Source organism: Escherichia sp. WS3063 (assembly GCF_046486595.1).
GTDB lineage: Bacteria > Pseudomonadota > Gammaproteobacteria > Enterobacterales > Enterobacteriaceae > Escherichia > Escherichia coli.
In genome coordinates this window covers 41974-62676 of record NZ_JBJQKY010000029.1, presented here as the reverse complement: position 1 = coordinate 62676, position 20703 = coordinate 41974, and the positions used below count along the sequence as shown (strand labels likewise).

Sequence of the window (20703 nt, the reverse complement as noted above, 5' to 3'; positions counted from 1 at the left end):
ACGGCTGGGACGGAAGTCGCTGTCGTTCTCAAAATCGGTGGAGCTGCATGACAAAGTCATCGGGCATTATCTGAACATAAAACACTATCAATAAGTTGGAGTCATTACCGCGCTTCCTGGGGGGTTAATGGCTGATGACGATAAAATCATATATCGAATGATTTATTTCTCTGCCTGTAAATATCAGGCCAGGATTTATTATGCGATTAATGATAAATATCATATCATCTGCGGGTTTCCCTCCACGCAGGTCCGGTTTCCGGCGAAACCGGAGCCTCATTTTTCGGCCTGAAGTTTTGTCGTTGACTACTTTTTACCGGCTTGTGCCCAGTTGAGAAGCCGCTGACTTAGTTTCTGAATCTCCGAAGATGGCTTTCCGGAATAAAATAGATGTTGCCCCGTGCCCGTGAGCAGGCCACGTATAGCCTGTTACGGGATGATGGTGGAAGTGCTGCCAGCTTCTGTTGGATGAGGCGCATCCAGTGGTTGGCCCCCATCACGATGCAGACGTCCTGAAAGTGGTCGAGTCCTTTACTGCCCCCCCAGTTCATTGAGTGGCATCCGTAACGGTGATGTTCGCGATAGAAGAGCTTGATCATCGTGTTGTCCGCGTGCAGGGCCGCTGAACGCGCTTCATCCGTGACGATTTCAATCTGGGTGGTATGTGTTCCATGAGCCGAAATGCGAATGTTCAGTTGTCCGGTAATGAACTCACACACTGTAGCTGAACAGCGCCATGTCCGGCTGAGCGTCTCACAATCCACCATGATACCCGCAGCCCTGAAGCGAGCCTCGTATCGGGTTATGTCTTCATGCAGCGTAGCATTGACGTTACCGTCGCGGCTTGTGTCAAAGGTATGCTGATAAAAATCCCCGCAGCACAGCACTGAGATTTCCGCGCGGCATAGCTCCAGCAGAAAATTAAAGTCATGGCCGGCAAAGTCCTGGACTTCATCAACGAACAACTCATCGTAGTAACGGGCAAGTCGGGTACGGATATCTGGCAGCAACCCCCGGGCTGTCAGCAGGTGTGCGAGCCGCCGGTGATACAGCCGTCCGGCGGGATCCTGATAATGCCGGATATTCGTGCGCGGTATTCTGGAAGGGGGCTGGTTGAAGCTCAGACCACGCGATGACAGTTGCTCCTGCAGGAAAGGGCGAAAACAGAAACCGTGCAGAAACTCAAACCAGGTCATCACACGGATCCCGTACGGTATGTAGCCAAAGCGTCTGATAATCTGCGCCCGCAGATGTGCTTCATTATTTACGGTGAAGGTCAGGATCAGCGTCCGCCGGTCCTCTCTTAACCGACGTATCAGCAGCGTGGTTTTACCCGAGCCGGCAACCGCAAATATCACTCTCTTATCCATGCCAGTGCCTCCTGGATATAATCAGGAACGGTCAGCTTTTCGGCGTGCAACTGTAACAGCTGGAATGCTGCTTCTGCCTTATTGGCCAGCATGTAATCCTGAACCGTGAGTGTCCGGCGGGTTCCGCGGAAAAGCGCATCACACAGGTCGGCATTATCCTGATACAGGCAGATTTCAAATGTGGAGCGGCTGTTGTCGTGGTCAGCAAATACCCGGGAGCGGGAACAAAGCACGTCAGCATAGCGTTCATCGCAATTTTGCTGATAGTTGCCGTCATTGTCGCGAAGGGCCGCGACACGATTTTCCAGAAGACGGGCCAGTTCAAGATAACGACGGAAACTCGTTCCGCCGATAGCGATGATGTGAACCCCGTCATCCTCCGGTGCCCTGCCATACAGGCGGTGATAAAAGGCCTCGATCAGAATAAACTCAGCATCCCCCTCCACGAGCAGCACGCGTCTGGCCAGCGCAAATTCCAGCACGTTATTATCCGGTGCTTTCATGAAGAAGGCGGCAGTCTCAGCGGAAAGTTCATTCATCAGTACCGGCCGGGTAGCTCCGAGGAGAATAGCCTTACGTAGGTCGAGGCGGGAGGAGATATGGCTACTGTGTGTGGCAATAAACACCTGCGTCTGCCGTTCCGTGGCAAGCTGATTAACCAGCCTCTTCATACTGACATGGCTGAGATGATTCTCCGGCTCCTCAAGCAACAGCGCGTGGATCTCTCCCCCCTGCTGCTGATGCCGCTGCAGCGCAAACTCCGTTTTGATGAAACACTGTCTTCCTTTTCCGCGGTGACGAATGGAAATACCGTCCTCAGTAATGTCCAGGTTCGCCTCAAGACCTGATTTAGCGCCGGAACGCACGCCAAACTGATACGTTTTCAGCGTGTCGTTTATGGCGGACAGATGCCGGGCGCAGAAGTGCATTTTCTGTTGCCGGTAACTGTTTTCAAGCCGGTACCGATCGGCCACCGGCACATTGACGCTGTAAACTGTGCGCGTATACTCCTGTGCGGCATGCTCGTTATCAATGCGTGCACTGTCTAAGAACAGATGGCGCAGATAGCGTCTGAAGCCTGCGAAATGACCACCGGAGAATGTGCTGAACTGCACGGAATAGTATTCATAGGGAAAATTATCAGGATCCTGCTGCAAAACATGGTGTATATCCTGACCGTATTCCTCCATCATGGGAGCAATGCGCATTCTGAGACCATCCGCATCGATACCCGCCAGATTTTGCCTGCCGTTCAGGTCAGGCTCTCCCCCATTACTCAGGAAAACGTCAGCGGTCAGCACGGGTAACTGATCGGCACGGCGCTCACCTTCCTGAAAATGCCTGACTGCTGACTGTGACAGGAGCGATTCCACCCCCAGCGCCTCAACCCGATGCCTGCTGTCACTCAGCACAAGGTCAAGAGCCAGCAGAATAGTGCTTTTCCCGGACTCATTGTCCCCAACCAGAATGTTACGATCGTTGCTGAAGCGCAGGTCCAGTTCCGGAAACTTTTTGAAGTTTTGCAGCATAAGCCGCGTGATCAGTGGCATTTTTTTATTCCTTTATATACCGCTGCCTGAAAGAGCGGCCGGCCGCGCCTGACCGCCTGTTTTGTTTTACAGCGTTATCTTACCCAGTCTTCCAGCACAAGACCCGGTACCCGCTCAAACTCTCTCACATTATTCGTCACCAGAATGGCACAGGCAGCGATGGCGTGTCCGGCTATCGCCGTGTCGTTCGGACCGATCGGCGTGCCGGCGAGACGCAGTGCCACCTTAATCTCCGTGGTCGCATCCACCGCGGCGCGGTCCCACGGCAGGACGGCATCGAGCCTCTCACAGAACGCGTCAACCAGTTGCACGTGGCGTGGCGAGGCCTTCGGACCGGTGGCACCGAAGCGCATCTCGGAGTAGGTGATGGCCGAGACCACGATACGGTGACCGCGCAGCACCGACTGCTCCAGGTGCTTAAGCAATGCTTCAGGTTGCTCGCGCATGATGAACGAGCAGATGTTCGTGTCGAGCATATAGATCTTGTTCACAGGTTAACTCGTCCTTCGTCGCTGACAACGTCCTCGCGCTCCGTCATAAAGTCCGGATCGGCCTTTTCTAGCTCCAGGAATGAGCCCCAGGTCGGCCGGACGGGGCGCAGAATGATGCTGTCCCCTTCCCGGACGATCTCCAGCTCGCTCACCCCCTCAAAATCCAGATCGCGTGGAAGGCGGATAGCACGGTTGTTGCCATTTTTAAAAATGGATACGGTTCTCATGATTCTCTCCCGGGTAAGTGTGGATATGTGATGCATATCCGGAATGATGTTCATTGCACCGGGTGTGTGCATATGTTTAGTATAGGCAGATGTCAGGCATATGGATATGTTCAGCCTATGTTATTTTCTCTCTTTCCCCGTGCAGATCCGGTTTCTGGTGGTTCCGGATCCGCGGATCCTTCGCTGCCGCCCGCTGGTCCGCTTTCACAGGATGTGGTGTCCCGCTCCGCTGACATGACACTGTATGTTGTGTTTCTTCCCGTGTTCCCGAGCCAGTCATCAGCGGCAGAAAAGATCGCTTCGCTTATTCACTGATCCTGATTCACTTCCGGAAAATCCTGAATCCGATAAAAATCGGATCATAGAAAAACAGTCATCCTGTAATTTATCATGGTTACTACATTGCAGGTTATTATTGTCATGATTACTTTTCAGGTCAGTTATTGATGGTGGTGTTAATAATAGCTGGATAACAATATTCCGTTGCCGGAGGCATGTTATAGCGTAATACTGGTGTATACTTAATGGTGTACAGAGAGTATGTAAGATGAGGTGCATTATGAAGCAGCGCATTACAGTCACCGTCGACAGTGACAGCTATCAGTTGCTCAAGGCATATGATGTCAATATCTCCGGGCTGGTAAGCACCACCCTGCAGAATGAAGCCCGTCGTCTGCGTGCCGAACGCTGGCAGGCAGAAAATCAGGAAGGGATGGCTGAGGTCGCCCGGTTTATTGAAATGAACGGCTCTTTTGCCGACGAGAACAGGGACTGGTGAAATGCAGTTTAAGGTTTACACCTATAAAAGAGAGAGCCGTTATCGTCTGTTTGTGGATGTCCAGAGTGACATTATTGACACGCCTGGGCGACGGATGGTGATCCCCCTGGCCAGTGCACGTCTGTTGTCAGATAAGGTCTCCCGTGAGCTTTACCCGGTGGTGCATGTCGGGGATGAAAGCTGGCGCATGATGACCACCGATATGGCCAGTGTGCCGGTCTCCGTTATCGGGGAGGAAGTGGCTGATCTCAGCCACCGAGAAAATGACATCAAAAATGCCATTAACCTGATGTTCTGGGGAATATAAATGTCAGGCTCCGTTATACACAGCCAGTCTGCAGCCATGGTACCGGCAGTGTATTCTGCCGGACAGTCTGCACAACTTCCTGTTGCCATTGATTATCCGGCAGCTCTGGCACTCCGCCAGATGTCGATGGTTCATGATGAACTGCCGAAATATCTGCTGGCTCCCGAGGTGAGTGCCCTGCTTCATTATGTCCCGGATCTGCGCCGCAAGATGCTGCTGGCCACTCTGTGGAACACCGGCGCGCGTATTAATGAAGCACTAGCGCTGACGCGGGGGGATTTTTCGCTCACGCCTCCGTATCCGTTTGTGCAGCTTGCGACCCTGAAACAACGGACCGAAAAAGCTGCCAGGACGGCGGGGAGAATGCCCGCCGGTCAGCAGACTCACCGGCTGGTTCCGCTCTCTGACTCCTGGTACGTCAGCCAGCTGCAGACGATGGTGGCAACACTGAAAATACCCATGGAGCGGCGTAACCGTCGCACAGGAAGGACAGAGAAAGCGCGGATCTGGGAAGTGACGGACAGAACGGTCAGGACCTGGATTGGGGAGGCGGTTGCCGCCGCTGCTGCTGACGGTGTGACGTTCTCTGTTCCGGTCACACCACATACGTTCCGCCATTCCTATGCGATGCACATGCTGTATGCCGGTATACCGCTGAAAGTTCTGCAAAGCCTGATGGGACATAAGTCCATCAGTTCAACGGAAGTCTACACGAAGGTTTTTGCGCTGGATGTGGCTGCCCGGCACCGGGTGCAGTTTGCGATGCCGGAGTCTGATGCGGTTGCGATGCTGAAACAATTATCCTGAGAATAAATGCCTTGGCCTTTATATGGAAATGTGGAACTGAGTGGATATGCTGTTTTTGTCTGTTAAACAGAGAAGCTGGCTGTTATCCACTGAGAAGCGAACGAGACAGTCGGGAAAATCTCCCATTATCGTAGAGATCCGCATTATTAATCTCAGGAGCCTGTGTAGCGTTTATAGGAAGTAGTGTTCTGTCATGATGCCTGCAAGCGGTAACGAAAACGATTTGAATATGCCTTCAGGAACAATAGAAATCTTCGTGCGGTGTTACGTTGAAGTGGAGCGGATTATGTCAGCAATGGACAGAACAACCTAATGAACACAGAACCATGATGTTTGGTCTGTCCTTTTACAGCCAGTAGTACTCGCCGCAGTCGAGCGACAGGGCGAAGCCCTCGAGTGAGCGAGGAAGCACCAGGGAACAGCACTTATATATTCTGCTTACACACGATGCCTGAAAAAACTTCCCTTGGGGTTATCCACTTATCCACGGGGATATTTTTATAATTATTTTTTTTATAGTTTTTAGATCTTCTTTTTTAGAGCGCCTTGTAGGCCTTTATCCATGCTGGTTCTAGAGAAGGTGTTGTGACAAATTGCCCTTAACCCTGTGACAAATTGCCCTCAGAAGAAGCTGTTTTTTCGCAAAGTTATCCCTGCTTATTGACTCTTTTTTATTTAGTGTGACAATCTAAAAACTTGTCACACTTCACATGGATCTGTCATGGCGGAAACAGCGGTTATCAATCACAAGAAACGTAAAAATAGCCCGCGAATCGTCCAGTCAAACGACCTCACTGAGGCGGCATATAGTCTCTCCCGGGATCAAAAACGTATGCTGTATCTGTTCGTTGACCAGATCAGAAAATCTGATGGCACCCTACAGGAACATGACGGTATCTGCGAGATCCATGTTGCTAAATATGCTGAAATATTCGGATTGACCTCTGCGGAAGCCAGTAAGGATATACGGCAGGCATTGAAGAGTTTCGCGGGGAAGGAAGTGGTTTTTTATCGCCCTGAAGAGGATGCCGGCGATGAAAAAGGCTATGAATCTTTTCCCTGGTTTATCAAACGTGCGCACAGTCCATCCAGAGGGCTTTACAGTGTACATATCAACCCATATCTCATTCCCTTCTTTATCGGGTTACAGAACCGGTTTACGCAGTTTCGGCTTAGTGAAACAAAAGAAATCACCAATCCGTATGCCATGCGTTTATACGAATCCCTGTGTCAGTATCGTAAGCCGGATGGCTCAGGCATCGTCTCTCTGAAAATCGACTGGATCATAGAGCGTTACCAGCTGCCTCAAAGTTACCAGCGTATGCCTGACTTCCGCCGCCGCTTCCTGCAGGTCTGTGTTAATGAGATCAACAGCAGAACTCCAATGCGCCTCTCATACATTGAGAAAAAGAAAGGCCGCCAGACGACTCATATCGTATTTTCCTTCCGCGATATCACTTCCATGACGACAGGATAGTCTGAGGGTTATCTGTCACAGATTTGAGGGTGGTTCGTCACATTTATTCTGACCTACTGAGGGTAATTTGTCACAGTTTTGCTGTTTCCTTCAGCCTGCATGGATTTTCTCATACTTTTTGAACTGTAATTTTTAAGGAAGCCAAATTTGAGGGCAGTTTGTCACAGTTGATTTCCTTCTCTTTCCCTTCGTCATGTGACCTGATATCGGGGGTTAGTTCGTCATCATTGATGAGGGTTGATTATCACAGTTTATTACTCTGAATTGGCTATCCGCGTGTGTACCTCTACCTGGAGTTTTTCCCACGGTGGATATTTCTTCTTGCGCTGAGCGTAAGAGCTATCTGACAGAACAGTTCTTCTTTGCTTCCTCGCCAGTTCGCTCGCTATGCTCGGTTACACGGCTGCGGCGAGCGCTAGTGATAATAAGTGACTGAGGTATGTGCTCTTCTTATCTCCTTTTGTAGTGTTGCTCTTATTTTAAACAACTTTGCGGTTTTTTGATGACTTTGCGATTTTGTTGTTGCTTTGCAGTAAATTGCAAGATTTAATAAAAAAACGCAAAGCAATGATTAAAGGATGTTCAGAATGAAACTCATGGAAACACTTAACCAGTGCATAAACGCTGGTCATGAAATGACGAAGGCTATCGCCATTGCACAGTTTAATGATGACAGCCCGGAAGCGAGGAAAATAACCCGGCGCTGGAGAATAGGTGAAGCAGCGGATTTAGTTGGGGTTTCTTCTCAGGCTATCAGAGATGCCGAGAAAGCAGGGCGACTACCGCACCCGGATATGGAAATTCGAGGACGGGTTGAGCAACGTGTTGGTTATACAATTGAACAAATTAATCATATGCGTGATGTGTTTGGTACGCGATTGCGACGTGCTGAAGACGTATTTCCACCGGTGATCGGGGTTGCTGCCCATAAAGGTGGCGTTTACAAAACCTCAGTTTCTGTTCATCTTGCTCAGGATCTGGCTCTGAAGGGGCTACGTGTTTTGCTCGTGGAAGGTAACGACCCCCAGGGAACAGCCTCAATGTATCACGGATGGGTACCAGATCTTCATATTCATGCAGAAGACACTCTCCTGCCTTTCTATCTTGGGGAAAAGGACGATGTCACTTATGCAATAAAGCCCACTTGCTGGCCGGGGCTTGACATTATTCCTTCCTGTCTGGCTCTGCACCGTATTGAAACTGAGTTAATGGGCAAATTTGATGAAGGTAAACTGCCCACCGATCCACACCTGATGCTCCGACTGGCCATTGAAACTGTTGCTCATGACTATGATGTCATAGTTATTGACAGCGCGCCTAACCTGGGTATCGGCACGATTAATGTCGTATGTGCTGCTGATGTGCTGATTGTTCCCACGCCTGCTGAGTTGTTTGACTACACCTCCGCACTGCAGTTTTTCGATATGCTTCGTGATCTGCTCAAGAACGTTGATCTTAAAGGGTTCGAGCCTGATGTACGTATTTTGCTTACCAAATACAGCAATAGTAATGGCTCTCAGTCCCCGTGGATGGAGGAGCAAATTCGGGATGCCTGGGGAAGCATGGTTCTAAAAAATGTTGTACGTGAAACGGATGAAGTTGGTAAAGGTCAGATCCGGATGAGAACTGTTTTTGAACAGGCCATTGATCAACGCTCTTCAACTGGTGCCTGGAGAAATGCTCTTTCTATTTGGGAACCTGTCTGCAATGAAATTTTCGATCGTCTGATTAAACCACGCTGGGAGATTAGATAATGAAGCGTGCGCCTGTTATTCCAAAACATACGCTCAATACTCAACCGGTTGAAGATACTTCGTTATCGACACCAGCTGCCCCGATGGTGGATTCGTTAATTGCGCGCGTAGGAGTAATGGCTCGCGGTAATGCCATTACTTTGCCTGTATGTGGTCGGGATGTGAAGTTTACTCTTGAAGTGCTCCGGGGTGATAGTGTTGAGAAGACCTCTCGGGTATGGTCAGGTAATGAACGTGACCAGGAGCTGCTTACTGAGGACGCACTGGATGATCTCATCCCTTCTTTTCTACTGACTGGTCAACAGACACCGGCGTTCGGTCGAAGAGTATCTGGTGTCATAGAAATTGCCGATGGGAGTCGCCGTCGTAAAGCTGCTGCACTTACCGAAAGTGATTATCGTGTTCTGGTTGGCGAGCTGGATGATGAGCAGATGGCTGCATTATCCAGATTGGGTAACGATTATCGCCCAACAAGTGCTTATGAACGTGGTCAGCGTTATGCAAGCCGATTGCAGAATGAATTTGCTGGAAATATTTCTGCGCTGGCTGATGCGGAAAATATTTCACGTAAGATTATTACCCGCTGTATCAACACAGCCAAATTGCCTAAATCAGTTGTTGCTCTTTTTTCTCACCCCGGTGAACTATCTGCCCGGTCAGGTGATGCACTTCAAAAAGCCTTTACAGATAAAGAGGAATTACTTAAGCAGCAGGCATCTAACCTTCATGAGCAGAAAAAAGCTGGGGTGATATTTGAAGCTGAAGAAGTTATCACTCTTTTAACTTCTGTGCTTAAAACGTCATCTGCATCAAGAACTAGTTTAAGCTCACGACATCAGTTTGCTCCTGGAGCGACAGTATTGTATAAGGGCGATAAAATGGTGCTTAACCTGGACAGGTCTCGTGTTCCAACTGAGTGTATAGAGAAAATTGAGGCCATTCTTAAGGAACTTGAAAAGCCAGCACCCTGATGCGACCACGTTTTAGTCTACGTTTATCTGTCTTTACTTAATGTCCTTTGTTACAGGCCAGAAAGCATAACTGGCCTGAATATTCTCTCTGGGCCCACTGTTCCACTTGTATCGTCGGTCTGATTATTAGTCTGGGACCACGGTCCCACTCGTATCGTCGGTCTGATTATTAGTCTGGGACCATGGTCCCACTCGTATCGTCGGTCTGATTATTAGTCTGGGACCACGGTCCCACTCGTATCGTCGGTCTGATTATTAGTCTGGGACCACGATCCCACTCGTGTTGTCGGTCTGATTATCGGTCTGGGATCACGGTCCCACTTGTATTGTCGATCAGACTATCAGCGTGAGACTACGATTCCATCAATGCCTGTCAAGGGCAAGTATTGACATGTCGTCGTAACCTGTAGAACGGAGTAACCTCGGTGTGCGGTTGTATGCCTGCTGTGGATTGCTGCTGTGTCCTGCTTATCCACAACATTTTGCGCACGGTTATGTGGACAAAATACCTGGTTACCCAGGCCGTGCCGGCACGTTAACCGGGCTGCATCCGATGCAAGTGTGTCGCTGTCGCCGGCCTCCTCACCCGGTCACGTTTCGTCGTTCCTCCTCCACGCGCTGCGGCTTCGGGGCCGCACCTGCATTCGTATGCGGTCGCCCGGTTACAGGTGCGGCACGGCCTGATGGAGGCCGCATGTGAGAGGAGAATTCCCATGCCAAACTGGTGCTCGAATCGTATGTATTTTTCTGGTGAACCGGCACAGATCGCTGAGATTAAACGACTGGCCAGCGGTGCAGTCACACCACTTTATCGCCGCGCCACAAATGAAGGTATTCAGCTGTTTCTGGCCGGAAGTGCCGGACTTCTGCAGACCACTGAAGATGTGCGGTTTGAACCATGCCCCGGACTGACGGCTGCCGGGCGTGGCGTTGTATCGCCGGAGAATATCGCGTTCACCCGCTGGCTGACACACCTGCAGGACGGTGTACTGCTGGATGAGCAAAACTGCCTGATGCTGCATGAACTCTGGCTGCAGAGCGGTACTGGACAGCGTCGCTGGGAAGGATTACCGGACGATGTCAGGGATACCATCACCGCACTTTTCACCGCAAAAAGAGGTGACTGGTGTGGCTTCTGGAGTAACGAGGCTGTATCGGTGTGGTGGAACCGTCTGTGTGACAACGTACTGCCGGAAAAAACCATGCCGTTTGACCTGCTGACGGTTCTGCCCACCCGCCTGGATGTTGAAGTGAATGGCTTTAACGGTGGTGTTCTGAACGGTGTTCTTTCTGCATATCACTGGTATACGGAACAGTATGGCGTGAAGTGGCCTGTGGGGTATGAGGTGAATATCAGCAGTCAGGGAGACAACTTCATTCAGGTGGATTTCGACACGCCGTGGTGTCAGCCGGAAAGCGACGTTATTGCAGAATTAAGCCGCCGTTTCAGCTGCACAATGGAGCACTGGTATGCCGAACAGGGCTGCAATTTCTGTGGCTGGCAGCGATATGAGCGTGGCGAGCTTGTTGATGTGCTGTGGGGGGAGCTGGAATGGTCTTCCCCGACAGATGACGATGAGCTGCCGGAAGTCACCGGACCTGCGTGGATAGTCGACAATGTGGCGCATTATGGCGGATGAAGTATGACGGAGACGGGCGGGCAACCGCCCGTTTCTTTTCCGGTAAAGGATGTCGCCGGGCTCCTCTTTTTACTGCGCCGGCTGACGCGGCGCGGCAGGAACGCTGCCTGTGGTCAGTGTCCCGCGTCCGGTGGGCACGGGACGGGCGCTTTTACCGCTCCCGGCTGGCACCGGTGACAGTGTACGCCAGCCCGTCGCCCTTTTCTGATGAACGCCCTTCAAGCCGCTTTCGCGGCATAGCCTTGCCGTCAGAAAGACGACGGCTGCGGTATTCCACGGTCGGCCTGACCCGTTACCGGACGCGGTGAACAGCCCACAGGCAGCGGGGAACGGGCACCACAGGGGTGCCCTCCCGGTGTCCTCTGTAAGAGAAGGAGCGTTGTTATGTCCCGTTTTGTCCTCGGTAACTGCATCGATGTTATGGCCCGTATTCCTGATAACGCCATTGATTTCATACTGACTGACCCGCCGTACCTCGTCGGTTTTCGTGACCGTTTCGGGCGCACCATCGCCGGCGATAAAACCGATGAATGGCTGCAACCGGCCTGTAATGAAATGTACCGCGTACTCAAAAAAGACGCGCTGATGGTGAGCTTCTACGGCTGGAACCGCGTCGATCGCTTTATGGCCGCCTGGAAAAATGCGGGATTCAGCGTTGTTGGTCACCTGGTCTTCACCAAAAACTACACATCGAAGGCCGCATATGTGGGCTATCGCCACGAATGCGCCTACATCCTGGCAAAAGGCCGTCCACGTCTGCCACAAAACCCGCTGCCGGACGTGCTGGGCTGGAAATATTCGGGCAATCGTCATCACCCGACGGAAAAGCCCGTTACCAGCCTGCAACCGCTGATTGAGAGCTTCACACACCCGAACGCAATTGTGCTGGACCCGTTTGCAGGCAGCGGCTCAACCTGCGTCGTTGCCCTCCAGTCCGGACGCCGGTATATCGGTATCGAGCTGCTTGAACAGTATCACCGTGCCGGACAGCAACGACTGGCCGCCGTGCAACGGGCCATGCAGCAGGGGGCCGCGAATGATAACTGGTTTGAACCGGAGGCTGCGTAAATGAACTATGCCGGACACGAAAAACTTCGCGCCGACGTGGCGGAGGTGGCCAACACCATGTGTGACCTTCGGGCCAGGCTGAACGATATGGAGCATCGCTGTCGCTTTGATTCCGATGTGCTTGTTGAACGCCTGACACGCCAGACGCTGTATCGCGCCAATCGCCTGTTCATGGAGGCGTATACCGAAATTCTGGAACTGGATTCCTGCTTCAAAGATTGAGAAGGAGACGAGAATGTACGGAACATGCGAAACGCTATGCCGGGAGCTGGCAGCAAAGTATCCGGGAAACACGCCGCTGATGCTGCTTATCTGGTCCCCGGAAGAGATTCAGGCCCTCGCTGACGGAATGGATATTTCTCTGTCCGATCATGAAATCAGAACCGTCCTGGCGCGCCTGGAGGACATCCCGGAAGACCAGCGGACTGAATCCGGTATTTCTTCCGGTGCGGCGATGGAGATTATCAATAACGTGAGAGAAAACCGCCAGGTGACCGTCCCTGCTGAACTGCTGGCGTCCCTGATTCAGACCGCCGAACAGGCACTGTGGAAACGTGAGTGGGCCGCCCGTGATAACGGCCTCGCCGTCCCGGAATGCGTCACCCGCCGACAGGCGGTGGTTAATCAGGCCCGCGCCCTGCTGAAAAACAACACACGCGAAAACGACTGATGTTATCGCCGCCTGCGGGCGGCGATTCAGGGAGACCATGAATCATGAACGAAACGCTGAATGCACTGATTTATCGCCACGCCAGCAACCTGCTGCTGGCGCAGGGCTGGCCGGAAGAGACGGATGTTGACCAGCGTAATCCGAAGTATCCGGGCTGGATCAGCATTTACGTGCGGCTGGATGTGCCCCGGCTGGCGACGTTACTTATCAACCGTCACGGCGGCGTACTGCCGCCGCTCCTGGCCTCCGCCATTCAGAAACTGACCGGAACCGGGGCGGAACTGGTACTGTCCGGCAGTCAGTGGCAGTCGCTGCCGGTACTTCCGGCAGACGGAACACAGGTGTTTTTCCCGTATGCCGGAGAATGGCTGACCGAAGACGAAATCAGGGCAGTTCTTGATGCAGTGCGCAATGCAGTACGAAGCATCTGTTACCAAGTGGCAGAAGATGCCCGGCGTATCCGGGCGGCGCTGACCACCACCGGTCAGACGTTGCTGACCCGCCAGACGCGCCGCTTTCGTCTGGTTGTGAAGGAAAGCGATTACCCCTGCTGGCTTGATGAAGATGACGAAAATCTGCCCGTGGTGCTCGATGCCATTCTGAACCGTGGCGCTCGTTTTTCGTCGGTGGAAATGTATCTGGTCAGTGAGTGTGTGGAGCATATCCTGTCCAGTGGGCTGGCCTGCGATGTGCTGCGTATACCTGATGAACCGTCCCGTCGCTGGTTTGACCGGGATATTCTGCGGGAGATGGTCCTGGAAGCCCGGACTGAAATCCGCAGCATGGCGGATGCACTGGCGAAAATCCGGAAATGATGACGCTGGCGGGGAAAATCTCCGCCTTTTCCAGCCGGTCCCCGGAAAGAGCAAAAGGATGTCGCCGCAGGCTCCGCTTTACCCGGCCATGCGGGGCATGGCCTTGTGGGTTTTCAGTTATGTGGCCTCAGCGTCGTGTGCGGGCTGTGCCGTGCCTCCATCGTAGCCGGGCTTCTGCGGGCGGGTTGCAAGGTAAGGTGAACCGCTGCGGTCACCCGGTCCCTCCTTCCCGTCTGCCGTGATTTTCCGGTCGTTCACCCGCTCAGATTTCGCGGTCTCACCCTCCAACTCCCGTCAGCCGTGCGCGTCAGGCTGCGGCTTCCCTTGCGCCCTTGCAACCCTGCAGGCCCGGCAAAGATGGAGGCACGGCACCGCCCGGTGTCGCGGAATATGTGAACAACGGAGGAAATCCCATGCAGTATGCGAAACCTGTCACTCTGAACGTTGAAGAGTGCGACCGTCTGTCTTTTCTGCCTTACCTGTTTGGCCTGGATTTTCTGTATGCCGAAGCGTCTGTATACGCGCTGGCGAAAAAAATGATGCCGGAATATGAAGGCGGATTCTGGCACTTCATCCGCCTGCCGGACGGTGGCGGTTACATGATGCCGGATGGCGACCGTTTTCATCTGGTCAACGGTGAAAACTGGTTTGACCGTACCGTGAGTGCTGATGCCGCAGGCATCATTCTGACTTCCCTTGTGATTAACCGCCAGTTGTGGCTGTACCACGACAGCGGGGATGCAGGGTTGACACACCTGTACAGGATGCGCGATGCGCAGTTGTGGAGCCACATCGAATTTCACCCCGAATGCAACGCGATTTACGCGGCACTGGACTGATTAACGGACGGGGCGGCAATGCCGCCCCTGTAAAGGAGACGAGAACATGTACTGTACTGTTAAAGAAATCATCCGCGATGTACTGGATACAGACGTGCCGGACAGTGAATGCGTTTTTGCCGTGGTGCTGACCCGTGGGGATGTGCGCCACATAGCCCAGGACTGGAACCTGTCAGACGATGAGCTGGAAACCGTCATGCAGCGGCTGGACGATGCCTTTGAATATGGTGCGGATGTCAGCATTGTTCACGACGTTGTTCGTGAGCTGATGGAAGAAAAGCGTGCCAGCCGTCAGGTGACAGTTCCGGCGGTGATGCTGGAAAAAGTGATGGCGCTGGCAGGCAGTGAAATGAAGCGCCTGTATGCCGTCGGGAGTGAGAACGGGGGCGACGGTGATGCGTTCGTCAGGGAGGAACGCGAAGCAATGGACGTTGTGTTACAGGCGCTGGACGGGGAGCACATGTCATGAATATCAGCACAGAAACCCGCGAAATTCTGCGCAATTACAAAGCCGTGATTAATGCGCGACGTCGTGAAATGGGGCAGAAACCGCTCACCACCGCGCAGATTGTTGATGAAATCTGCGATTTTGTGGCGAATCAGCAGGCTGTTTTCCTGGGCGGTCACTACATCTTACAGGGCAGCAGAAACAGGTGATACAGGGCAGGCGGTGAAGGCCGCCTGTCAGCCCGCGCGAAAACCCCTGGCAGGCTGACGCCTGCCGGAAGGGAAGCGGGCCACGCTGGCGCGTCGCCCGTTACCCTTCCCGTCTGTGATGTGTCTGACTCAGGAGTGTTTCTTTCTTATGTTATGGAACTGTTCCTGATGTTGTTGTTCCTTTATCTGCTGCTCTGATTCTGACTACTGCAGTGTTGTTCTGTCTGCCGGGCGCACCTTCGGCTCCCGGCTGCCTGGCGGCATCCGGTCGTCAGGCCCGACTCCGACAGGCAGCTGCTGGCGCACCTGCCAGTCTCCGCCGAACCCGCTGGCGCGGTTTCGGGCTGTCGCTACGGTCCGATGCGTGAAAACCACAGGCTTGCAGCGACCGTTCCGGTCGCGCCGCCTCTGTCGCGCCGTGGCCTGCGCTCCCGGCATCCCGGCAAAAGGCCGCCGGGATGTAAGGCGCAACGCCGTTTCGCGCACGCGCTCTCCGTCGTTGCGGCGGGTCCCTGCTCATTGCCTGCCGGGTGCCACACACCCGTATGAGTCCCTGTCGCCGGGGGCTGATACAGCCACAACCTGCCGCACTGACTGTCTAGGGTAAATGAACAGCCCACAAAATTTTTTACCCAAAACCCGGTAAAAAATTTTGCGTTCTGCCCAGGACAGGTGCGTCAGGCCGTGGCAGTGATGCCCCTTGCGGCGAAGGTTCTCAAACGGGTGAAGTTCATACCACAGGGAATACAGCAGCAGGTTCCCGCGAAACGTCAAAACCGCGGCTCCCGAAACTCAACGGGTGATGTTCTTTAAAAATCAGGATTTATTTCAGGCTCCGGCAATATGCATTTATTTGTTCTGTCAGTCATCCGGCTGGCAGGTAATGAGAACGCAGGAACAGAAGGAGGAAAACACCGGAGAACGTCAGACGCAGATATGAAAAAAGCAGGTCAGGGACCTGCTTAATCCACACCGCAAAAACTGTTCGCGCAGTTTCTGCGGTTCCATTCAACAGTCATAAGGATGCATTTATGACAGTAAGTATTGTTTCACCTTCCGCAGCGGCTGTAAAGCCCCGCCGTCATCCCCGTTTCAGACGCGAAGACATCCCCGCGCCGGAAATTGACCCCGTGCTGAAAGCCTTCGGGCGACACATTGCCCGGAGTTTTCACCGGGGGCGTGGTGTACACATCCCCGCCATGAAAAACACGGCCTTCGGGCAGGTGCTCCGCACACTCGAACTGAAACGCGCTTTTAACTGATGAGGTGAGCCGCCCCGTGAGGGGCGGCAACAGACGGAAGGAGAACATTTTATGACATCAGCAGCAATCACCATGACCGCCCCGGAAGCCGCCAGCCCTGTGCAGATGTACCGCGCGACCTACTCACCGGATGACAACAAACTGCGCCTGTATGCCGTGTCACGTCTTGACCCGGAGACGTATAAAAAAGTGCATGATGCCGGTTTCCGCTGGGCACCAAAACAGGCGCTGTTTGTCGCGCCAGCCTGGACACCGGGCCGGGAAGACGTGCTCCTCTCACTTGCCGGAGAGATTGAGGATGAAGACAGCACGCTCGCTGAACGTCAGGAAGCACGGGCGGAGCGGTTTACCGGATACAGCGGAAAGCGGGCCAGTGAATCCGCACAGGCACTTGATGAAGTGGAAAGACTGGCCGCGATGATCCCGCCCGGTCAGCCCATTCTTGTGGGGCATCACAGCGAACGCCGCGCCCGTCGTGATGCGCAGCGTATTGAAAACGGCATGAAACGAGCCGTGATGCTCTTTGAACGTGCGGAATACTGGGAAGAGCGGGCGCGGTCGGCACTGCTTCACGCGAAGTATAAAGAACGTCCGGACGTTCGCTGGCGTCGTATCAAAAAAATCGAAGCTGATTTGCGCAAGGCTGAAAAGACCATCGCGCAGTCGCAGAAATATCTGACGATGTGGCGGGCTGAATCGCTGGATCTGAATATGGCAAAACTCATCAGCAGTCATGACCATATCAGCGCCTGTTTCCCGCTGGATACGTATCCGCGCCCGGCAGAAAAAAGCCAGTATGAAGGAAGTCGATCGTTATGGTCGGCCCTGGATGATGACATCATCACCACGGAGCAGGCCCGCGAAATTGCGATCCGCTGTCATGAGCGGCAGATTCAGCATCAACAACGCTGGGTTAACCACTATCAGAACCGCCTGATCTATGAGCGTGCCATGCTGGACGAAAGCGGCGGCGTGGTTACCCGGACACAGGATTTTGAGCCGGGCGGACAGGTTTTCAGCCGGGGCGAGTGGCTGACCATCATCCGTGTGAACAAAAGCAACGGGGCGGTGAGTTCAGTCACAACGCCAAATTACAGTTTTCTTGGGTACAGCGGCACGATGAAAGTGACGCCCGATCGCATCACGGACTACAAAGCACCATCGGCAGAAGAGGCTGCCGTCGCCAGTCAGGCCGCGAAGCGTCCGCCGGTAGTCAACTATCCGGGGGAAGGTTTCCGGGAAATGACAAAGGCACAGTGGGCCGCCCTGCCCCGGGACTGTAAGGCCGTGCGTAGTGTGGCAGAAGCAGAAGACCACGGGGCATACCGGTACCGCCGCACAATGGACAATAATTTCCGCCTGGTGAATGTGTATATCACCGACATGAAAATCACGGAAATCCCACAGAAATAAGGTATATCCCCCCGGGAAAATCCCCGGGGGATGACGGAGATAATGATATGCACAGTCAGTTAAGAGAACGTATCCGGCTGATGCGCGCAAGGCTGGATAACGCCGCGCCGGTTGCTGAAATCCGGGCTGAATCTCAGCTTTTTGTGACTCCTGCCCCGGTCTGTGATCGCCTGGTGATGCTGGCGGAGATCAGCAACCGTGATTACATTCTGGAACCCTCTGCCGGCACCGGGGCCATACTGCGGGCGATTCGGGATACCGCGCCGGGGGCCATGTGTGATGCGGTGGAAATCAACAGCGGGCTGGTTCGGTATCTGCGGGAAAATTTTAACGGTGTCAGGGGGTTCAGTGTGGCGACTTCATGGAATGGCAGCCGGTGCAGTATTACAGCCGGGTTATCATGAATCCGCCGTTCAGCCACGGGCAGGATATCCGGCATATCCTGCGGGCCTTTTCCCTGTTGCGTCCGGGTGGCGTGCTGGTCGCCGTCTGTCTCAACGGACCACGCCAGCAGGAGAAGCTGTTACCGTTTTCTGACGTCCGCGAGGAGCTGCCGCGCGGCACGTTTGCTTATACCGATGTCCCGACGATGATTATTCGTCTGCGTGCCTGATGACACAGGGCCGGCGGGAGGATAAATGCCTGTCTGCCCGCGCCGGGAAAAAACGCGCGCCGGTGGCGCTGAAAGGGGCCGCGCTCACGCGCCGCCCCTTTCATTACGCGGACGTTCTGATGGGGGCTTCTGTTTCTTCATGCCTGTCATTTGTCTGTTACTGATGTTGTTGTTCCTGCTACTGCTACTGCTACTGCTACTGCTACTGCTACTGCTACTGCTACTGTTCTTCTTTTTCCTGCTGCTCTGATTCTGACTACTGCAGTGTTGTCCTGTCTGCCGGGCGCACCTTCGGCTCCCGGCTGCCTGGCGGCATCCGGTCGTCAGGCCCGACTCCGACAGGCAGCTGCTGGCGCACCTGCCAGTCTCCGCCGAACCCGCTGGCGCGGTTTCGGGCTGTCGCTACGGTCCGATGCGTGAAAACCCCTGGCTTGCAGCGACCGTTCCGGTCGCGCCGCCTCTGTCGCGCCGTGACCTGCGCTCCCGGCATCCCGGCAAAAGACCGCGGGATGTAAGGGGCAACGCCGTTTCGCAAACCGCGCTTCACGTCGTTGCGGCGGGTCCCTGCCCGTTGTTCTGTCCGGTGCCATTCACCTGTTTAAGCCCCTGTCGCCGGGGGCTGATACAGCCACAACCGTCTCCGCCAGTCCAGGGGTGAAATGTACATCCCGCAAAACTTTTTGCCCAGAAGCAGGCAAAAACTTTTGCGGTCTGCCCCCGGACAGTCGTTTCCGGCCGTGGCAGTGATGCCCCTTGCGGCGAAGGTTCTCAAAAAGGTGATGGTGAATACCGGAGGGAACAAAAGGCAGGTCCCCGCAAAACGTCAAAACCGCGGCTCCCGAAACTCAAAAGATGATGGGGGCTGAAAACATCAACAGAAGGAGGCACATCATGGCAGTTCGTGGCATTAACAAGGTCATTCTCGTGGGACGCCTGGGAAAAGATCCGGAAGTCCGTTACATCCCCAACGGGGGCGCAGTGGCAAACCTGCAGGTCGCCACGTCGGAAACCTGGCGTGACAAACAGACAGGGGAGATGCGGGAGCAGACAGAATGGCATCGCGTGGTGCTGTTCGGCAAGCTCGCGGAAGTGGCTGGCGAATATCTGCGCAAGGGCGCGCAGGTCTACATCGAAGGTCAGCTTCGCACCCGTAGCTGGGAGGATAACGGTATCACCCGTTACGTCACCGAAATTCTTGTTAAGACCACGGGCACCATGCAGATGCTGGGACGTGCCGCAGGTGCTCAGACTCAGCCGGAAGAGGGGCAACAGTTCAGCGGTCAGCCTCAGCCGGAACCACAGGCGGAGGCCGGTACGAAAAAAGGTGGCGCAAAAACGAAAGGCCGTGGACGTAAGGCCGCGCAGCCGGAGCCTCAGCCGCAACCGCCGGAGGGTGACGATTACGGGTTTTCAGACGATATCCCGTTCTGATCGGGCTGACTGTGATAACCGCCCCGCCCCGCCCCGTTCTGTGCGGGGCATCACCGGAGAGATGAGGATGAGCGAATATTTCAGAATACTTCAGGGGCTGCCTGACGGTCCTTTTACCCGCAAACATGCCGAAGCTGTTGCCGCACAGTACCGGAACGTCTTTATCGAGGATGACCACGGCGAACAGTTTCGCCTGGTTGTCCGTAATAACGGTGCAATGGTCTGGCGTACCTGGAATTTTGAGGACGGTGCCGGGTACTGGATGAACCATGTCATCAGGGATTTCGGGATTCTTAAGTAAGAGAGGTGCCCGACGCGCGAACGTCCGCCGCAGATTATCGCAGCCCTGAATAAGGCAGGGCTGTCCGGTGCCGCACGGGACGCGGAGAAGATGAAGAAAGGTGATGCGGCTGAACATGCAGAGCACCATATGAAAGACAACCGCTGGGTTCCAGGCTGGATGTGTGCACCACGCCCACAGACGGATGCCACTGAACGCACCGATAACCTGGCTGATGCCGCCTGATGAACAACCACACCGCCCCGCCGGAGACGGGGCGGCA

28 protein-coding genes and 4 pseudogenes are annotated in these 20703 nt (G+C 54.0%); 26 read left to right on the top strand and 6 right to left on the bottom strand.

From position 1 onward, the window contains the following. On the top strand, positions 1–94 hold a 94-nt coding region (locus ACJHYW_RS21360), incomplete at its 5' end, for an IS1 family transposase (RefSeq protein WP_000306640.1). A 253-nt stretch (positions 95–347) separates the two neighbouring features. Here the strand turns inward: ACJHYW_RS21360 and ACJHYW_RS21355 are convergent. From ACJHYW_RS21355 to vapB, 4 genes are all read right to left on the bottom strand, one after another. Then, a complete protein-coding gene (locus ACJHYW_RS21355; RefSeq protein WP_000361402.1) occupies positions 348–1370 on the bottom strand; it encodes a helicase UvrD in 1023 nt (340 codons plus the stop codon). Beyond that, entirely contained in the window at positions 1355–2920 is a 1566-nt protein-coding gene (locus tag ACJHYW_RS21350; RefSeq protein ID WP_001128474.1) for an ATP-dependent nuclease, read from the bottom strand. The genes ACJHYW_RS21355 and ACJHYW_RS21350 overlap by 16 nt, the downstream gene beginning before the upstream one ends. A gap of 74 nt (positions 2921–2994) precedes the next feature. Next, on the bottom strand, positions 2995–3411 hold the full coding sequence (locus ACJHYW_RS21345) for a type II toxin-antitoxin system VapC family toxin (protein WP_001034044.1): 417 nt from the start codon (positions 3409–3411) through the stop codon (positions 2995–2997). Next, entirely contained in the window at positions 3408–3638 is a 231-nt protein-coding gene (gene vapB / locus ACJHYW_RS21340; RefSeq protein ID WP_001261286.1) for a type II toxin-antitoxin system VapB family antitoxin, read from the bottom strand. The genes ACJHYW_RS21345 and vapB overlap by 4 nt, the downstream gene beginning before the upstream one ends. Before the next feature lie 559 nt (positions 3639–4197). Between vapB and ccdA the strand changes: the two genes are divergently transcribed. The 16 genes and pseudogenes from ccdA to ACJHYW_RS21260 all read left to right on the top strand — a co-directional run. Continuing rightward, positions 4198–4416 (top strand): type II toxin-antitoxin system antitoxin CcdA, encoded by a 219-nt coding sequence (gene ccdA, locus ACJHYW_RS21335; RefSeq protein WP_000813630.1) that lies wholly within the window; start codon positions 4198–4200, stop codon positions 4414–4416. Between the two features lies 1 nt (position 4417). Next, positions 4418–4723 (top strand): type II toxin-antitoxin system toxin CcdB, encoded by a 306-nt coding sequence (ccdB, locus tag ACJHYW_RS21330; protein ID WP_001159871.1) that lies wholly within the window; start codon positions 4418–4420, stop codon positions 4721–4723. Next, positions 4724–5530, top strand: coding sequence for a site-specific integrase (locus ACJHYW_RS21325; RefSeq protein WP_000016970.1), 807 nt, complete (start codon positions 4724–4726; stop codon positions 5528–5530). Between the two features lie 721 nt (positions 5531–6251). Continuing rightward, entirely contained in the window at positions 6252–7007 is a 756-nt protein-coding gene (repE, locus tag ACJHYW_RS21320; protein ID WP_000852146.1) for a replication initiation protein RepE, read from the top strand. A gap of 587 nt (positions 7008–7594) precedes the next feature. After that, positions 7595–8761, top strand: a complete 1167-nt coding sequence (gene sopA / locus ACJHYW_RS21315; RefSeq protein WP_000772446.1) for a plasmid-partitioning protein SopA — start codon at positions 7595–7597, stop codon at positions 8759–8761. After that, positions 8761–9732: a ParB/RepB/Spo0J family plasmid partition protein gene (locus tag ACJHYW_RS21310; protein WP_000817031.1), complete on the top strand. Its 972-nt coding sequence runs from the start codon at positions 8761–8763 to the stop codon at positions 9730–9732. The genes sopA and ACJHYW_RS21310 overlap by 1 nt, the downstream gene beginning before the upstream one ends. Positions 9733–10469: 737 nt before the next feature. After that, positions 10470–11372, top strand: a complete 903-nt coding sequence (locus ACJHYW_RS21305; RefSeq protein ID WP_064766247.1) for a DUF1281 domain-containing protein — start codon at positions 10470–10472, stop codon at positions 11370–11372. Further along, on the top strand, positions 11369–11680 hold the full coding sequence (locus ACJHYW_RS21300; RefSeq protein ID WP_012615291.1) for a hypothetical protein: 312 nt from the start codon (positions 11369–11371) through the stop codon (positions 11678–11680). The genes ACJHYW_RS21305 and ACJHYW_RS21300 overlap by 4 nt, the downstream gene beginning before the upstream one ends. Positions 11681–11756: 76 nt before the next feature. Then, positions 11757–12440 carry a DNA methylase gene (locus tag ACJHYW_RS21295; RefSeq protein WP_032181561.1) on the top strand — a complete coding sequence of 228 codons (684 nt, stop codon included), beginning with the start codon at positions 11757–11759 and terminating at the stop codon, positions 12438–12440. Continuing rightward, positions 12441–12662 carry a hypothetical protein gene (locus tag ACJHYW_RS21290; protein WP_001104873.1) on the top strand — a complete coding sequence of 74 codons (222 nt, stop codon included), beginning with the start codon at positions 12441–12443 and terminating at the stop codon, positions 12660–12662. It begins immediately after the preceding gene. Then, positions 12592–13110: a DUF1380 family protein gene (locus ACJHYW_RS21285; protein WP_223349485.1), complete on the top strand. Its 519-nt coding sequence runs from the start codon at positions 12592–12594 to the stop codon at positions 13108–13110. Before ACJHYW_RS21290 ends, ACJHYW_RS21285 begins: the two co-directional genes overlap by 71 nt. 44 nt (positions 13111–13154) lie before the next feature. Then, complete coding sequence (locus ACJHYW_RS21280) at positions 13155–13925, top strand: hypothetical protein (protein WP_001006251.1); 771 nt, start codon at positions 13155–13157, stop codon at positions 13923–13925. Positions 13926–14338: 413 nt separating this feature from the next. Next, positions 14339–14764 (top strand): antirestriction protein, encoded by a 426-nt coding sequence (locus ACJHYW_RS21275; protein ID WP_001546490.1) that lies wholly within the window; start codon positions 14339–14341, stop codon positions 14762–14764. Between the two features lie 46 nt (positions 14765–14810). After that, complete coding sequence (locus ACJHYW_RS21270; protein ID WP_000271685.1) at positions 14811–15233, top strand: DUF1380 family protein; 423 nt, start codon at positions 14811–14813, stop codon at positions 15231–15233. Continuing rightward, entirely contained in the window at positions 15230–15421 is a 192-nt protein-coding gene (locus ACJHYW_RS21265; RefSeq protein ID WP_001027495.1) for a hypothetical protein, read from the top strand. The genes ACJHYW_RS21270 and ACJHYW_RS21265 overlap by 4 nt, the downstream gene beginning before the upstream one ends. 167 nt (positions 15422–15588) lie before the next feature. Further along, positions 15589–15789 (top strand): annotated as a pseudogene (locus tag ACJHYW_RS21260) (hypothetical protein); the annotation flags it as partial. On the opposite strand, the gene ACJHYW_RS21255 reads toward ACJHYW_RS21260, so the two are convergent. Beyond that, a complete protein-coding gene (locus ACJHYW_RS21255) occupies positions 15693–15941 on the bottom strand; it encodes a hypothetical protein (protein ID WP_071781657.1) in 249 nt (82 codons plus the stop codon). The pseudogene ACJHYW_RS21260 and the gene ACJHYW_RS21255 sit on opposite strands and share 97 nt — an antisense overlap. 511 nt (positions 15942–16452) lie before the next feature. Between ACJHYW_RS21255 and ACJHYW_RS21250 the strand changes: the two genes are divergently transcribed. The 5 genes and pseudogenes from ACJHYW_RS21250 to ACJHYW_RS21230 all read left to right on the top strand — a co-directional run bounded on the left by ACJHYW_RS21250 (position 16453) and on the right by ACJHYW_RS21230 (position 19129). Further along, positions 16453–16683 carry a hypothetical protein gene (locus tag ACJHYW_RS21250; RefSeq protein WP_000218642.1) on the top strand — a complete coding sequence of 77 codons (231 nt, stop codon included), beginning with the start codon at positions 16453–16455 and terminating at the stop codon, positions 16681–16683. 51 nt (positions 16684–16734) lie between these two features. Next, positions 16735–18096: a DUF3560 domain-containing protein gene (locus ACJHYW_RS21245; protein WP_000199439.1), complete on the top strand. Its 1362-nt coding sequence runs from the start codon at positions 16735–16737 to the stop codon at positions 18094–18096. Positions 18097–18143: 47 nt separating this feature from the next. Continuing rightward, positions 18144–18709, top strand: a pseudogene (locus ACJHYW_RS21240) (methyltransferase). A gap of 25 nt (positions 18710–18734) precedes the next feature. Continuing rightward, entirely contained in the window at positions 18735–18959 is a 225-nt protein-coding gene (locus ACJHYW_RS21235) for a hypothetical protein (protein ID WP_016238251.1), read from the top strand. Continuing rightward, entirely contained in the window at positions 18860–19129 is a 270-nt protein-coding gene (locus tag ACJHYW_RS21230) for a hypothetical protein (protein ID WP_071977877.1), read from the top strand. Before ACJHYW_RS21235 ends, ACJHYW_RS21230 begins: the two co-directional genes overlap by 100 nt. Here ACJHYW_RS21230 and ACJHYW_RS21225 read toward each other — a convergent pair. Continuing rightward, positions 19129–19299, bottom strand: a pseudogene (locus ACJHYW_RS21225) (hypothetical protein); the annotation flags it as partial. The gene ACJHYW_RS21230 and the pseudogene ACJHYW_RS21225 overlap by 1 nt on opposite strands. A 69-nt stretch (positions 19300–19368) precedes the next feature. On the opposite strand from ACJHYW_RS21225, the gene ACJHYW_RS21220 reads away from it, so the two are divergent. The 4 genes and pseudogenes from ACJHYW_RS21220 to ACJHYW_RS21205 form a co-directional block, all read left to right on the top strand. Next, positions 19369–19575 (top strand): hypothetical protein, encoded by a 207-nt coding sequence (locus ACJHYW_RS21220; protein ID WP_000275856.1) that lies wholly within the window; start codon positions 19369–19371, stop codon positions 19573–19575. A 25-nt stretch (positions 19576–19600) separates the two neighbouring features. Beyond that, positions 19601–20140: a single-stranded DNA-binding protein gene (locus ACJHYW_RS21215; RefSeq protein WP_000290840.1), complete on the top strand. Its 540-nt coding sequence runs from the start codon at positions 19601–19603 to the stop codon at positions 20138–20140. A gap of 67 nt (positions 20141–20207) precedes the next feature. Next, positions 20208–20441 (top strand): DUF905 family protein, encoded by a 234-nt coding sequence (locus ACJHYW_RS21210; RefSeq protein WP_000005990.1) that lies wholly within the window; start codon positions 20208–20210, stop codon positions 20439–20441. A gap of 21 nt (positions 20442–20462) precedes the next feature. Then, positions 20463–20666: pseudogene (locus ACJHYW_RS21205) on the top strand (hypothetical protein); the annotation flags it as partial. Between the last annotated feature and the right edge of the window lie 37 nt (positions 20667–20703).

Coding starts and splice junctions, on each gene's coding strand:
- ACJHYW_RS21355 (WP_000361402.1), bottom strand. CDS start 1,370: ATGGATAAGAGAGTGATATTTGCGGTTGCCGGCTCGGGTAAAACCACG.
- ACJHYW_RS21350 (WP_001128474.1), bottom strand. CDS start 2,920: ATGCCACTGATCACGCGGCTTATGCTGCAAAACTTCAAAAAGTTTCCG.
- vapB (WP_001261286.1), bottom strand. CDS start 3,638: ATGAGAACCGTATCCATTTTTAAAAATGGCAACAACCGTGCTATCCGC.
- ccdA (WP_000813630.1), top strand. CDS start 4,198: ATGAAGCAGCGCATTACAGTCACCGTCGACAGTGACAGCTATCAGTTG.
- ccdB (WP_001159871.1), top strand. CDS start 4,418: ATGCAGTTTAAGGTTTACACCTATAAAAGAGAGAGCCGTTATCGTCTG.
- ACJHYW_RS21325 (WP_000016970.1), top strand. CDS start 4,724: ATGTCAGGCTCCGTTATACACAGCCAGTCTGCAGCCATGGTACCGGCA.
- repE (WP_000852146.1), top strand. CDS start 6,252: ATGGCGGAAACAGCGGTTATCAATCACAAGAAACGTAAAAATAGCCCG.
- sopA (WP_000772446.1), top strand. CDS start 7,595: ATGAAACTCATGGAAACACTTAACCAGTGCATAAACGCTGGTCATGAA.
- ACJHYW_RS21310 (WP_000817031.1), top strand. CDS start 8,761: ATGAAGCGTGCGCCTGTTATTCCAAAACATACGCTCAATACTCAACCG.
- ACJHYW_RS21305 (WP_064766247.1), top strand. CDS start 10,470: ATGTATTTTTCTGGTGAACCGGCACAGATCGCTGAGATTAAACGACTG.
- ACJHYW_RS21300 (WP_012615291.1), top strand. CDS start 11,369: ATGAAGTATGACGGAGACGGGCGGGCAACCGCCCGTTTCTTTTCCGGT.
- ACJHYW_RS21295 (WP_032181561.1), top strand. CDS start 11,757: ATGTCCCGTTTTGTCCTCGGTAACTGCATCGATGTTATGGCCCGTATT.
- ACJHYW_RS21290 (WP_001104873.1), top strand. CDS start 12,441: ATGAACTATGCCGGACACGAAAAACTTCGCGCCGACGTGGCGGAGGTG.
- ACJHYW_RS21280 (WP_001006251.1), top strand. CDS start 13,155: ATGAACGAAACGCTGAATGCACTGATTTATCGCCACGCCAGCAACCTG.
- ACJHYW_RS21275 (WP_001546490.1), top strand. CDS start 14,339: ATGCAGTATGCGAAACCTGTCACTCTGAACGTTGAAGAGTGCGACCGT.
- ACJHYW_RS21270 (WP_000271685.1), top strand. CDS start 14,811: ATGTACTGTACTGTTAAAGAAATCATCCGCGATGTACTGGATACAGAC.
- ACJHYW_RS21265 (WP_001027495.1), top strand. CDS start 15,230: ATGAATATCAGCACAGAAACCCGCGAAATTCTGCGCAATTACAAAGCC.
- ACJHYW_RS21255 (WP_071781657.1), bottom strand. CDS start 15,941: ATGAGCAGGGACCCGCCGCAACGACGGAGAGCGCGTGCGCGAAACGGC.
- ACJHYW_RS21250 (WP_000218642.1), top strand. CDS start 16,453: ATGACAGTAAGTATTGTTTCACCTTCCGCAGCGGCTGTAAAGCCCCGC.
- ACJHYW_RS21245 (WP_000199439.1), top strand. CDS start 16,735: ATGACATCAGCAGCAATCACCATGACCGCCCCGGAAGCCGCCAGCCCT.
- ACJHYW_RS21235 (WP_016238251.1), top strand. CDS start 18,735: ATGCCTGTCTGCCCGCGCCGGGAAAAAACGCGCGCCGGTGGCGCTGAA.
- ACJHYW_RS21220 (WP_000275856.1), top strand. CDS start 19,369: ATGTACATCCCGCAAAACTTTTTGCCCAGAAGCAGGCAAAAACTTTTG.
- ACJHYW_RS21215 (WP_000290840.1), top strand. CDS start 19,601: ATGGCAGTTCGTGGCATTAACAAGGTCATTCTCGTGGGACGCCTGGGA.
- ACJHYW_RS21210 (WP_000005990.1), top strand. CDS start 20,208: ATGAGCGAATATTTCAGAATACTTCAGGGGCTGCCTGACGGTCCTTTT.